At 61.3% G+C, this 13,269-nt stretch carries 11 protein-coding genes; 5 read left to right on the top strand and 6 right to left on the bottom strand.

The features are described from left to right. Positions 1-77: 77 nt before the first annotated feature. Positions 78-1,238 (top strand): fumarylacetoacetate hydrolase family protein, encoded by a 1,161-nt coding sequence (locus OS035_RS23375; protein WP_097627859.1) that lies wholly within the window; start codon positions 78-80, stop codon positions 1,236-1,238. 63 nt (positions 1,239-1,301) lie between these two features. Here OS035_RS23375 and scpA read toward each other — a convergent pair whose 3' ends face one another. Continuing rightward, the gene (scpA, locus tag OS035_RS23370) at positions 1,302-3,440 is read right to left on the bottom strand and encodes a methylmalonyl-CoA mutase (protein ID WP_183781252.1); all 2,139 of its coding nucleotides are present in this window, start codon (positions 3,438-3,440) and stop codon (positions 1,302-1,304) included. A 233-nt stretch (positions 3,441-3,673) separates the two neighbouring features. Between scpA and OS035_RS23365 the strand changes: the two genes are divergently transcribed. Continuing rightward, positions 3,674-5,032 carry an LLM class flavin-dependent oxidoreductase gene (locus OS035_RS23365; RefSeq protein WP_183781249.1) on the top strand — a complete coding sequence of 453 codons (1,359 nt, stop codon included), beginning with the start codon at positions 3,674-3,676 and terminating at the stop codon, positions 5,030-5,032. A gap of 1 nt (position 5,033) precedes the next feature. On the opposite strand, the gene OS035_RS23360 is transcribed toward OS035_RS23365, so the two are convergent. The 5 genes from OS035_RS23360 to OS035_RS23340 all read right to left on the bottom strand — a co-directional run bounded on the left by OS035_RS23360 (position 5,034) and on the right by OS035_RS23340 (position 9,907). Continuing rightward, on the bottom strand, positions 5,034-5,687 hold the full coding sequence (locus OS035_RS23360) for a methionine ABC transporter permease (RefSeq protein WP_097627856.1): 654 nt from the start codon (positions 5,685-5,687) through the stop codon (positions 5,034-5,036). After that, on the bottom strand, positions 5,668-6,753 hold the full coding sequence (locus tag OS035_RS23355) for a methionine ABC transporter ATP-binding protein (RefSeq protein ID WP_310806395.1): 1,086 nt from the start codon (positions 6,751-6,753) through the stop codon (positions 5,668-5,670). The genes OS035_RS23360 and OS035_RS23355 overlap by 20 nt, the downstream gene beginning before the upstream one ends. Positions 6,754-6,842: 89 nt before the next feature. Beyond that, positions 6,843-7,682 (bottom strand): MetQ/NlpA family lipoprotein, encoded by an 840-nt coding sequence (locus OS035_RS23350; RefSeq protein ID WP_183781246.1) that lies wholly within the window; start codon positions 7,680-7,682, stop codon positions 6,843-6,845. A 244-nt stretch (positions 7,683-7,926) separates the two neighbouring features. Then, positions 7,927-8,487, bottom strand: a complete 561-nt coding sequence (gene msuE / locus OS035_RS23345; protein WP_097627853.1) for an FMN reductase — start codon at positions 8,485-8,487, stop codon at positions 7,927-7,929. Between the two features lie 217 nt (positions 8,488-8,704). Next, positions 8,705-9,907 carry an MFS transporter gene (locus OS035_RS23340; protein WP_183781243.1) on the bottom strand — a complete coding sequence of 401 codons (1,203 nt, stop codon included), beginning with the start codon at positions 9,905-9,907 and terminating at the stop codon, positions 8,705-8,707. Positions 9,908-10,259: 352 nt separating this feature from the next. On the opposite strand from OS035_RS23340, the gene OS035_RS23335 reads away from it, so the two are divergent. The 3 genes from OS035_RS23335 to OS035_RS23325 all read left to right on the top strand — a co-directional run bounded on the left by OS035_RS23335 (position 10,260) and on the right by OS035_RS23325 (position 13,065). Continuing rightward, positions 10,260-10,718 carry a helix-turn-helix domain-containing protein gene (locus tag OS035_RS23335; RefSeq protein WP_097627851.1) on the top strand — a complete coding sequence of 153 codons (459 nt, stop codon included), beginning with the start codon at positions 10,260-10,262 and terminating at the stop codon, positions 10,716-10,718. Positions 10,719-10,745: 27 nt separating this feature from the next. Next, positions 10,746-12,695 (top strand): SARP family transcriptional regulator, encoded by a 1,950-nt coding sequence (locus tag OS035_RS23330; RefSeq protein ID WP_183781240.1) that lies wholly within the window; start codon positions 10,746-10,748, stop codon positions 12,693-12,695. A 130-nt stretch (positions 12,696-12,825) separates the two neighbouring features. Further along, positions 12,826-13,065 (top strand): hypothetical protein, encoded by a 240-nt coding sequence (locus OS035_RS23325; protein ID WP_097627849.1) that lies wholly within the window; start codon positions 12,826-12,828, stop codon positions 13,063-13,065. Positions 13,066-13,269 lie beyond the last annotated feature (204 nt).

Raw genomic sequence — 13,269 nt, 5'->3', positions numbered from 1 at the left:
CGTCGCCGGGTCGGAGGGCGGCAACACCCCGCAATTTTTAAAAGAGCTCTTCTCGCTCGCCTTGATGGAAGATCACCATGTCTCAAGCTCTTCTCGATGTCGCCGCTTCGGATGGTCTTTTTGTCGGTCGCATCTGGAATCCCGAAGCGGAGGGACCGAGCATTGTGACGTTACGCCAGGGCATGCTGGTCGACATCACGTCGCGCGAGACGCCGACGCTGAGCGCCCTGCTCGAGCGGCAGGATGCCGTCGCCTTCGTCCGTGCAGCAAATGGCAAGGCGGTTGGCTCGCTGGCGGACATCGCCGCCAACAGTACCGGAGCTCCGGATCAAACGCGCCCGTATCTCCTTGCGCCCGTCGACCTGCAGGCAGTCAAGGCCTGCGGCGTTACCTTTGCGCAGTCGATGATCGAGCGCGTCATCGAGGAGAAGGCCGCCGGTAATCCGGAGCGTGCCGCCTCGATCCGCGAGCGAGTCAGCACGCTAATCGGCGGCAGCCTCGCCAATCTCAAGGCCGGTTCGCCGGAGGCTGCCAAGGTCAAGCAGGCGCTGATCGACGAGGGCATGTGGTCGCAATATCTCGAGGTCGGCATTGGGCCGGATGCCGAGGTTTTCACCAAGGCGCCGGTGCTTTCCTCGGTCGGCTGGGGTGCGGATGTCGGCCTGCATCCGATCTCAACCTGGAACAATCCCGAGCCGGAAATCGTGCTCGCGGTCAACAGCCGCGGCGAAATCAAGGGGGCGACGCTCGGCAACGACGTCAACCTGCGCGACGTCGAGGGCCGCTCGGCGCTGCTGCTCGGCAAGGCCAAGGATAACAACGCCTCCTGCTCGATCGGTCCTTTCATCCGCCTGTTCGATGCCGGCTACAGCCTCGATGATGTACGCAAGGCCGAACTCGACCTGAAGGTGTCAGGCCAGGACGGTTTCGTGTTGCACGGCAAGAGTTCGATGTCAAAGATCAGCCGCGACCCGACCGACCTCGTCAAGCAGACGGTCGGCGCCCATCATCAGTATCCCGATGGTTTCATGCTTTTCCTCGGCACGCTGTTTGCGCCGACGCAGGACCGCGACGCGCCGAAGCAAGGCTTCACCCACAAGATCGGCGATGTCGTCGAGATTTCCTCGGCAGGCCTCGGTGCGCTCGTCAACACCGTGCGCCTTTCCACCGAATGCTCGCCCTGGACCTTCGGCATTTCGGCGCTGATGAGCAACCTCGCAAAGCGCGGGCTGCTCTAATTCTTTGATTTTGCGCATTTCCGGGCGGAAAATCGCGTCGCACTTTTCCTGGAAATGCTTCAGCTACTGGTTTCTTCGCCTGCCCTCCAGCAGATCGAGGACGGAGTTTGCCGCCTCGAGAACATTTGTCCCCGGGCCGAACACGGCTGCAACGCCGTGTTCGTGCAGGAATTCATAGTCCTGACGCGGGATAACGCCGCCGCAGACGACGATGATATCGCCACCGCCCTGTTCCCTCAGCCTGTCGATAAGCTGTGGTAGCAGCGTCCTGTGACCGGCCGCCAGCGACGAGACGCCGACGACATTGACCTTTTCGCTGAGTGCGACGCCGGCAGCTTCCTCCGGTGTCTGGAAGAGGGGACCGGCGAGCACATCGAAGCCGATGTCGCCGAAGGCCGAGGCGATCACCTTTGCGCCTCGGTCGTGTCCGTCCTGACCGAGCTTGGCAACCATGATCTTCGGCCGGTGCCCCATGGCTTCCGTCACCTCCGTCATGCGAGTCTTGAGCACGGCGAGTTCCGGCTCATTTTCATAGGCCTCGCCATAGACGCCCTTGATCACCACAGGGGTGGCGGCATGATCGCCGAAGGCAGCACGCATCGCGTCCGATATTTCGCCGACCGTGGCGCGGGTTCGGGCCGCTGCGATCGCTGCTTCCAGCAGGTTGCCCTTGCCGCTCTGTGCGATCTCTACCAGGGCCGCCAGCGCCTCGCGCACGGCTCCGCCATCGCGGCGCCGCTTCGTTTCTTCGATACGTCTGATCTGCGCTTTGCGCACCGCGCTATTGTCGATCTCCAGAATGTCGATCGGCTGCTCGTTGTCGAGCCGGTAGCGGTTGACGCCGACAATGACCTCTTCGCCCTTGTCGACGGCCGCCTGACGGCGTGCGGCCGCTTCCTCGATCAGCCGTTTCGGCAGGCCTTCCGCTACGGCCTTGGTCATGCCGCCCAGTGCCTCGACTTCCTCCATCAAGGCCCAGGCCTTGTCGGCAAGCTCGGCCGTCAGGCTTTCGACATAGTAGGAGCCCGCCAGGGGATCGACCACTTTTGTCACGCCGGTTTCGTGGCTCAGGATCAGCTGCGTATTGCGGGCAATGCGCGAGGAGAATTCCGTCGGCAGCGCGATCGCCTCGTCGAAGGAGTTGGTGTGCAGCGACTGCGTGCCGCCGAGCACGGCCGACATCGCCTCGAAAGCGGTGCGGATGATGTTGTTATAAGGGTCCTGCTCCTGCAGCGAGACGCCGGAGGTCTGGCAATGGGTGCGCAGCATCAGCGAGGACTGTTTCTCCGGATGAAACCCTTCCATGATCCGCGTCCAGAGCAGGCGGGCGGCGCGCAGCTTGGCGGCTTCCATGAAGAAGTTCATGCCGATGGCGAAGAAGAAGGACAGGCGGCCGGCGAATTCGTCGACGCTCAGGCCTTTGGCGATGGCGGCGCGCACATATTCGCGGCCGTCGGCCAGCGTGAAGGCCAGTTCCTGCACCAGCGTCGCGCCGGCTTCCTGCATGTGGTAGCCGGAGATCGAGATGGAGTTGAACTTCGGCATCTCGCGGGCGGTATAGTCGATGATATCGGCGACGATCCGCATCGAGGGTTCGGGGGGATAGATATAGGTGTTGCGTACCATGAACTCCTTGAGGATGTCGTTCTGAATGGTCCCCGAGAGCTCGGCCTGGGGAACGCCCTGCTCTTCGCCGGCGACGATGAAAGAGGCGAGGATCGGAATGACGGCGCCGTTCATGGTCATCGACACCGACATGTCGCCGAGCGGAATGCCGTCAAAAAGGATCTTCATGTCCTCGACGCTGTCGATTGCCACACCCGCCTTGCCGACGTCACCCTCGACGCGCGGATGATCGCTGTCATAGCCGCGGTGGGTAGCAAGATCGAAGGCGACCGACAGGCCCTTCTGGCCGGCCGCCAGATTGCGGCGATAAAAGGCGTTCGATTCCTCTGCCGTCGAGAAGCCGGCATATTGGCGGATCGTCCAGGGCCGGCCGGCATACATCGTCGCCCGCGGGCCGCGGGTGAAAGGCGAAAAGCCCGGAAGCGAACCAAGGTGCCCGGCGCCGTCGAGATCCTCGGCCGTATAGAGCGGCTTGACGGCAATGCCTTCCGGCGTCTGCCAGGTCAGCGTTTCGGGCGAGCGGCGCAGTTCCTTTTGCGCAAGCTCCGCCCAATCCGACAGCGTCTTCTTCGTCATGCGGTTCCTCCGGCTTTTTTCATCCCAACCCTACCATTTCACAGGCTCCTCGTGCGATAGAGCCCGAACAGGATGATTTTAGGCCGAGCCGGCCCAAAATCTGAATCCTGTTCTATATTATATAGTTAGAGCATGATGTCGTCCGAAAACCGCTCGCACTTTTCGGCATCATGCTCTTGGATAATTAATGCGGCAAATCCTTGATTTCTATTGCCGGCATTGGGACCCGCCTCATGAAGACCATGCAGATCTATGCCTTCGATATGAACTGCGTCGGGCACATCAACCACGGCCTGTGGACGCATCCGCGCGACTGCTCAGCGCATTATACCGATCTCGACTACTGGACAGAGTTTGCCAAGACCGCCGAACGCGGCAAGCTGGACGGCATCTTCATGGCCGATATCGTCGGTGTCTATGATGTCTACAGGGGCAGTCCGGCGCCGGTGATCGAGACGGGCGCGCAGATCCCGGTCAATGATCCGCTGATTCCGATTTCGGCGATGGCCTATGTCACCAAACATCTGGGTTTCGGTGTGACCGTCAACACCACCTATGAGCCACCCTTCCTGCTGGCGCGGCGCATGTCGACGCTCGACCACCTGACCAAGGGACGGATCGGCTGGAACATCGTCACCGGCTATCTCGACAGTGCGGCCCGCAGCATGGGTTTCGACAAGCTGCCGGAACATGATGCGCGCTACGATGCGGCCGAGGAATATCTCGAAATACTCTACAAGCTCTGGGAAGGGAGCTGGGACGACGATGCGGTGCTGCGCGACAAGGCGGGCGGCATCTATGCCGATCCCTCCAAAGTGCGCACTGTTCGTCACGACGGCAAATATTACCGGATGGAAGGCATCCATCTTTCCGAGCCCTCGCCGCAGCGCACGCCCCTGCTCTTTCAGGCCGGCGCCTCGGCACGCGGGCAGGATTTCGCCGCACGCCACGCCGAATGCGTCTTCATCGCCGGGCCCAATCCCAAGGCGGCCAGGCCGACCGTCGATGCGCTGCGGGCGAAGGCGGAGGAATTCGGCCGCGGCGCCGACGCATTGAAGATCCTGAGCCTGATCACTGTTGTCGTCGGGCGGACGGAGAAGGAAGCGCAGGACAAGCTCGAGGACTATCGCCGCCATGCGAGCGTCGAGGCCTCGCTTGCGCATTACTCCGCTTCTGTGGGCATCGATTTTTCGAAGTATGGATTGGACGACGTCATCGACCGGAACTCGACCAACGCCAATCAGTCCGCACTTGCGGCCATTACGAAACAGGCAGCGAAGCCGGTGACGCTGCGTGACATCATCGACCAGATGGTCCTCGGCAGCCGGATGAAACCGATGGTGGGCTCGCCCGACCAGATCGCCGATCATCTCACGGCATGGATCGAAGAGAGTGGCATCGACGGCTTCAATCTGGCGCGGACAGTGGCGCCGGAAAGCCTGCGCGATTTCGTCGAACTGGTGGTGCCGGTGCTGCAGGAGCGCGGCGTCTTCAAGGCGGACTATGCTGCAGGACCGTTGCGGCAGAAGCTTTTCGGCGGCGGGAACGGCAGGTTGCCCGCCGCTCATCCCGCCGCCCAATTCCGGCGCTGATTTATCGGTGGTCCAGTCTGGCGACCAGCCGGTCGCCAAGCCACTGGATGCCGCAGACGAGCACGATGAGGACGGCCACCACCGCGATCATCACACTGGTTTCGAAACGCTGATAGCCATAGCGGATGGCGAGATCGCCGAGGCCGCCGGCGCCGATCGCGCCCGCCATGGCCGAGGCGCCGATCAGCGTCACCAGCGTGACGGTGAAACCGGCGACGATGCCTGGCAGCGCTTCGGGCACCAGCACCTCGCGGATGATCGTCCAGCGGCTGCCGCCCATGGCGCGCACGGCATCGATCAGCCCTCGGTCCACCTCGCGCAGCGATACTTCGGCGATGCGGGCGTAATAGGGCGTTGCGGCGATGGCGAGCGGCACGATGGCCGCCCAGGTGCCGAGCGCGGTGCCGACGATCAGCCGCGTCAGCGGGATCAGCGCCACCAGCAGGATGATGAAGGGCACCGAACGGAAGCCGTTGATGACGCCGCCGAGCACGCGGTTGATCCAGAGGTTTTCGGCAATGCCGCCGCGCGCCGTCGCGACCAGTGCAAGGCCAAGCGGCAGGCCGGCGACGAGCGAGATCACTCCCGAGGCGATGGTCATCAGGATCGTCTCCCTAAGGGAGCGAACAAGCAGTTCAAGCATGATCGGTGTCATAACCAAGTACCTCCACCCGGGCGGACCGGGCCGTCAGGAATTTTTGGACCTTTCCGGCAAGCGCGGGGTCGCGCGCGGGAACGGCGATGAAGAACCGCGCCACCGGCTGGTTCTGGATGTGGTCGATGCCGCCATGGACGAGGCGGAAGGAATGCGGCAGCGCCGCCGAGAGTTCGGCAAACAGCGCGCCCTGCGCCTGCGGCCCGGCGAGATCGACGCTGAGGATCGCTTCGCTGCCCGCCGTCGCCGACAGCCGGCCGGCGATATGCTCGGGAAGCTGCGGCCGGATGCCGCCGAGCAGGCTGCCGGTGATATCAGCCTGCGGGTTGGCGAAGATCGACCAGACCTGTCCCTCCTCGACGATCCGCCCGGCATCGATGACCGCGACGCGATCGGCAATGCCGCGGACCACTTCCATCTCATGGGTGATCAGCAGAATGGTCAGCCCGAGCTTACGGTTGATGTCCTTGAGCAGCGTCAGGATCGACCGGGTCGTTTCCGGATCGAGCGCCGATGTCGCCTCGTCGGACAACAGCAGGGCCGGGCGTGCCGCGAGCGCCCGGGCGATGCCGACGCGTTGTTTCTGGCCACCGGACAGCGATGCCGGATAGGCCTTCGCCCTGTCGGCAAGACCGACGAGCTCGAGCAGCTCATGCGCCCGTTTCAGGCGCTCACTCTTTGCAAGACCCTCGATCTTCAGCGGCAGCGCGACGTTTTCCTCGACGGTCTTGGCGGAAAGCAGATTGAAATGCTGGAAGATCATGCCGATGCGGCGGCGCAGCGGCTGCAGGTCCTGTTCTGAAAGTCCGGTGATATCTCGGCCTTCGATGAGGATCTCGCCGCTATCGGCGCGCTCCAGGCCGTTCAAGCAGCGGATCAGCGTCGATTTGCCGGCGCCGCTGCGGCCGATGATGCCGAGGATTTCGCCTCTCTTCACCGTCAGCGAAATGCCGTCGAGGGCGGCCGTGGTTCCGAACCGCCGCTTCACCTCGGTCAGCCTCACCACCTCTTCGGTCGCCGTTTGCGGCTCTGCCTCGATCGCCGTGGTGGAAACAAAGGAATTCATGTGTTTTTCCTTACAAATGCTGAAGGCGGCCCGGGCAAAGAACGCCCGGACCGCCTCTCGGCAGGCCTTAACCCCGGCCCTGTTTCGGATCAATAGGCGCTGAGACCGGTTCCCTTGTAGACCTTGTCGAACTCGGCCTTGACGGTGTCGTTCTGATAGGAAGACACGAGCGTCTTGACCCATTCTGAATCCTTGTTGTCGTCCTTGACGGCGATGAAATTGCGATACGGATTGTCGGCAATCGGCTCCTGCGCGATGCGTTCTGCCGGAGAAAGACCGCTCTTCAGCGCCCAGTCGGTGTTGACGACACCGGCATCCAGATCGTCGATGGACCTGCCGACGATGCCTGCGTCGAGCTCCTTGATGTCGATATTCTTCGGATTGTCGGTGACGTCGGCGACCGTTGCGAGAATGCCGGTGCCGTCCTTCAGCTTGATCAGGCCTTCGTTCTGGAGAACGCGCAGCGCCCGGCCTTCGTTCGAGGGATCGTTCGGCACGCCGATGACGGCACCTTCCGGGATCTCGGCGACGGACTTGTACTTCTTGGTGTAAAGGCCGATCGGCCAGACGCCGGTATAACCGACGCGCGTGATGTGGTAGCCGTGCTGCTTGATCTGGTTGTCGAGATAGGGCTGATGCTGGAAGGCGTTGGCGTCAAGTTCGCCGCGCTCCAGCGCTTCGTTCGGCTGTGTATAATCGTTGAAAGTGATCGTTTCGATCTTGAGGCCCTTCTTGGCCGCCTCGGTGGTGACCACGCGCCAGATGTCCTCCTCCTCGCCGGCCATGATGCCGACCTTGATCGACTTGTCCGCGGCAAAGGAAGGAGCGGGTGCTGCAAAAGCAAAGAGCGTGGCAGCGGAAACGGCGACGGCGGCAAGAGCCGCGCGGCGCGAAAGGGGGAAGCCGTGAAGATTGTTGTTCTTGATCATTGTTATATCCCGTCTGACTGAATGAGGCCAAGCGCCCCGAGCAGACAGATCATGGCAAATGCGCCCATCGGGAGCGAAGCACGAATGTCCGATGTCGAGGAAGGGCTTGGAAAAACTCTTGCCCCGCCATCGATATCAGCAGGATAAATTTCCACCAAATTTATGGATTATCATGGCTTGCAAGAATGGCCTGAACGAGAAACGGCGCCTCGAAGGCGCCGTTTCAAGTCTGTGCGGGTACTTTTCACTCGGCAGCGATAAGAGCCTGCTTTTGGGCAGGAAAGAAGGCTGCGAGCTCGCCGATGACCTCGCCGATCCGCTTGGAAAGCGGTTCGGATGAGACGCGGTAATCGGTGAAGTCACGATCGGAGGCGTAGACGGCTGTCGGCAGCGTATGAGACATGAAGAAGCCGAAGAGCGGGCGCAGCTGATGCTCGACCATCAGCGCATGCCGGTCGCCGCCGCCTGTCGCGGTGATGATGACCGGCTTGGCGCGCAGCTCATGCGGGTCGATCAGGTCGATCAGGTGCTTGAACAGGCCGGGATAGCTGCCCTTGTAGGTCGGCGCGCCAATGACCAGCAGATCGGCATTGACGATATCGTCGATGACTTCCCTGGCGCGGCTGTCGAGATCGTCGCGGCGTAGCGCCTGGCCGAGCGACGGACCGACATCGGTCAGATCGTAGAGGGTGTTGTCGAAGCCGTATTTGTCACCGGCAAGGCCGGCGATGTTTTCGACCAGCGTGAAGGTCTTCGAGGGACGGTTGAAGCTACCCGCCAGGCCGACCAGTTTGTAAGCAGACATGCCATTTTCCTTCCGATATCGTGCCGGGACCGATTATTGGATAGATATTATCTATAAAAATAGTGGATTAAAGGAAGCCTATCCCTCTTCATCATGATGAGGAGAAAAATACATTCTCATCTGCGGGTGGTCGCCTGCTTGCGACAGCGCATCAGTCACCGAGCCCCGAATATGGCGGATATTTCGGGTCGATGCGTTGTCGAGGCGCGATATCGCCTCAGACTGACTTTGGCTTCGGGATGCGCGGCAGGAAGATCGTCAGCAGACCGAGAAGCGGCAGATAGGAGCAGATGCGGTAGACGAAGTCGATGCCGTGGGTATCGGCGAAACTGCCGAGCAGTGCTGCACCGAGCCCCCCTGCCCCGAATGCAAAACCGAAGAAGACGCCGGCAATCAGCCCGACGCGTCCGGGCACAAGTTCCTGCGCGAAGACGACGATTGCCGAGAAGGCCGACGCGAAAATCAGGCCGATGGCGACGCTGAGCACGCCCGTCCAGAACAGGTTTGCATAGGGTAGGATCAGCGCGAAGGGAATGACGCCGAGGATCGAGAACCAGATGACGAAACGAGCGCCGAAGCGATCGCCGATCGGCCCGCCGAGAAACGTGCCGACGGCGACCGAGCCGAGGAAGAGGAAGAGCATCAGCTGTGCCTGCTGGACGCTGAGCGCAAACCTGTCGATGACATAGAAGGTGAAGTAGCTCGACACGCTGGCCATGTAGACGTTTTTCGTCGCCGTCAGCAGCACGAGGATCAGCAGCGCCCAGACCACCCTGTTCTGCGGCAGCGGCAGGGTCCGGCTCACCGCAGGCTTACTGGCGTTCTGGCGACGATGGCCAATATACCAGTTGCCGACCCAGCTCAGCACGACCATGCCGACCATGGCGATGGCGGCAAACCAGGAGACGCTGTGCTGGCCGAGCGGCAGCACGATGAAGGCGGCGAGCAGCGGACCGATCGCCTGACCGGCATTGCCGCCAACCTGGAAGAAGGACTGCGCGAAACCGTGGCGGCCGCCCGAGGCAAGACGGGCAACGCGCGAGGATTCCGGGTGGAAGACCGCCGAGCCGAAGCCGATCAGGCTGGCGGCGACGAGCAGCAGGGCGAAGCTGCCGGCATTGCCGAGCAGGATGAGGCCGCAAAAGGTGCTCGCCATGCCGAATGGCAGCGAATAGGGCATCGGCCAGCGGTCGGTGACGATGCCGACCAGCGGCTGCAGCAGCGACGCTGTGACCTGGAAGGTCATGGTCAGCAGGCCGATCTGGACGAAATCAAGATCGTAATTCGCCTTGAACAGCGGATAGAGCGAGGCGAGCAGCGACTGCATGATGTCGTTCAGCATGTGACAGAAGCTGACCGCCATCAGGATAGACATCGTTGTTTTTTCGAAACGGGGCGCGCGCTCGGCAACAGTTGCCATGGAATTCCTCCTGGACGGCCCGGTTGGTTGCCGTGCCGCGTCGCTTTATTCGATGGATTTCGGGCGATCGGGGCTGGGAAGACGATTGAGCGGCGGTCGCTGAAGTGCATTTAGCGTAAGGCGGGGGGCAGCAACAGCCCAGTTTCATCAGGATCGGTACGGCTTTTGTTCGATTTGCCGTTTTGCAGCCTATCCTGCGCTGCTTTACCCCTTGCCGGACGGGGGTTTTCCTACCACACTGGGTTGCGATCATGGCATGTATCGTATGCGATGTGAAAACAACCATGGAAAACGGCGACGGGGGATACTACAGCTGCGTCGATTGAAATGCGATCGAGGCTGAAAACACGCGATGAATGTCAAGACACCGAATGCAATAGACGGCTATGTCGGAGGGCGCATAAGAATGCGCCGGCAGTTGCTCGGAATGAGCCAGGAACGGCTTGCCGAGCAAATCGGCGTGACCTTTCAGCAGGTTCAGAAATACGAGAAGGGCATCAACCGCATCGGCGCGAGCCGTCTGCAGCGAATCGCCGATGTGCTTCACACGTCGCCAAGCTTTTTCTTTGAACAGGAAAATTCCGAGCCGTTGACGTTGCAAGGGCTCGATCTGCCGGCAAATAGCGACCCGGTTGCCGAATTCCTGCAAACGAAAGAGGGATTGGTGCTCAACCGCGCCTTTCTGAAGATCGCCGACCGGAATATCCGGGAAACGATCATCGCATTGGTGAAGGCGATGGCACAGGCGGAAAGCAGCGGCGTAACATTGGGTGCCCCGGTCGCGGATATCACCCTTCCGCTCGGAGAATAGTCAGGCATATCGGCAGGCATTATCCGCATGAAGCTCAGGCTCGAATCATTTGGTGAGTTGCGGCTGATCGACCCCGCCGGGCGACCGGCGGCGTTCCCGGAAAAAGGCCTGCTGGCGATTTGTTATCTGCGGGACCGTGATCTGCGGGACGGAGCCGGGAGCGAATATCCGCGCTCGGCGCTGGCGCGGTTCTTGTGGGACAGCCACGACAACTCTGACATCATGGCCAACCTGCGCAAAACCATATCGCGCATTCAGAAGCGTCAGACCGAGCTCGGTGCCGAGCTTTTGGCCTTCACGGCGACCGGCGTGCGGGTCAGGTCGGATGCATTTTCAGGTGATCTCTTCGAACTTGCCGACCCCGACGGCGACGACGCACTTGGCAGGCTGCGGCGGCTGGTTGCCATCCTTCGCCAGGATTTCCTGGCTGGGCTCGCCGACCAAAGCGTGAGGACGCGGCAGTGGATCGCCGGCCAGCGTGACCGGCACATGGCAGTTCTGGTGGATGCGCTGAAGACGGCGCTGCCCGCTGCCCGGTCGCGAGAGGATGTCAGCCTGATCAAGGAGGCGGCGCTCAGGATTTTCCGCGAGGCACCGGATGACGAGAATATTCGTCGCATCCTTCTCGATGCCTATGAGTCCGAAGGTCAGCTGGAGAAAGCGCGCCGCCTTTTCGAGACGAGCAGGCATCAGTTGGAAAGCGCAGTCGATATCGGCCTTGACGTGCAGGCGCTGGGAGAGGTCCGCAAGATCTTCGCCGGTAGTCGACCACCACAGAGCGTTGCGGTGCCGCTCATTGATGGCGGCGTTCGAGTTCCCGGTCCCCTCCCCCGTCTGGTGCTGTTGCCGCCGAGCGGGACGGATGCCATCGGTGCCTTGCCGATTCTCTCCGAGGCGCTGATCGAGGACGTGACCATCGGCCTTTGTGCGCTGAATACTGTTTCGGTGGTAGCACCCCATACGGCCGCTCGCATCGCACATAATGCCGACAAGGCCCAGCTGATCTTGCGCCATTCGATTTCCTATGTTCTCGACACGAGGCTGACCAATCGTGCGGGCAGCCCTGCGCTCTTTGTCCAGCTGATTTATGCCGGCAGCGATGAAGTCATCTGGGCCGAGCGTTTCAGCCTCGAGAAATACGAATTGATAAGCCACCGGCGCGACATTGCGCGGCAGATTGCCAAAGAGCTTGCCGGGCAGGTCCGCCGGCATGAGACCATGCGCGATTCCTTCGAGGGCAATTCGGCCGCCTATCACAGCTATCTTCTCGGTCTGCGGGACATCAAGCGGCTCGCCCTCCCCGATGTACGCCGCTCCCGGAAGGCTTTTCGCGAGGCGCTTCAGCACAGCGCACATTTTGCCCCTGCGCTCAGCGGATTGTCGCGCACTTTTCTTGTCGAATGGCTGTTGACGGCACGCGGCGACAGCGAGCTGCTCGGCCTTGCGGAGGAGTACGCGAACCGGGCGATCGTTGCCGATCCGTCGTTTGCGGCCGGCTTTCGCGAGCTGGGCGTTGCCAAACTTTATCTCAAGGACATCGATGAAAGCGTCGTGGCGCTGAGGCTCGCGGAAGAACTCAGCCCACATTATGCTGACGGCATTGCAAGTTATGCCGATACGCTCGTCCATGCGTCGCGCCCTGCCGATGCATTGGCCAAGATCGAGCGGGCCATCTCCCTCAATCCGTTGAGTCCGACCGACTATCTATGGACGGCGGCCGGCGCGAATTTCGCCCTTGGCCATTATGCCGAGGCGCTCGAGCAAATTTCTATCATGGACGATCGTACACCGGCCGACCGGCTTTCGGCTGCCTGCTGGGCGATGCTCGGCGATATGAAAAACGCGCGTATCTATATGCGCAAGGTGCGCGAGATCTATCCGGATTTCGATGTCGACAAATGGCTTTCGGTCGTTCCCTTCAAGGAGCAATGGCAGAAGGAACAGTATCGCGAGGCATTACGCAGGGCCGGCTTCTGAAGTCTGGCGCCGAAAAGTGTAAGCCGGCAATTCCTGTCACGCCTGTGTCACGCGCGTCTTTCGTTCAAGAGGATTAAGCTGTCTTTGCTCTGTCGGAATGCGCCGGCAAGGGAAGCTGGAGAATTCTCAGATGCACGATGCAAACGAAGCAACCACGACGCCGAAAAGTGACGACGAGCTCAAGGAGCTGGTATCGCTCGCCCGGCTCGTTGCCTATGCCCGAGAGAACGCCAGAGATTTGAACGCCGAATTCTCCGCCTATTGCCTCGACCTTGCGTTTGGCGCCCTGATGCAAGACCTCGATAGAAGCGGCGTATCCCTGTCCCACGAAAGCGGTCAGGACGGTAGTCTGCTCGGCACGCGGCACTGAGCGGCGGTCGCAGTCCAGCTGACAGCCGTTGCAGGCTTGCCTGGAAAACTCCACGCATTCATATTTCGATTCCTGCTTGTGCCAATCGGCTATCATAGCGATACGGCGTTTGCTCTGGCGATTCGGTCTATAACACCCCGCGGCTGCGCCGGCAGCGCCAGCGGGCGTCATGTTCAAGCCTTTGAAAAGGATTGGACAACCTCG

The sequence above is a fragment of the Rhizobium sp. 268 genome (genome assembly GCF_036571585.1).
In the GTDB taxonomy this organism is placed as follows: Bacteria; Pseudomonadota; Alphaproteobacteria; order Rhizobiales; family Rhizobiaceae; genus Rhizobium; species Rhizobium redzepovicii.
This window is presented reverse-complemented; position numbering and strand designations above follow the sequence as displayed.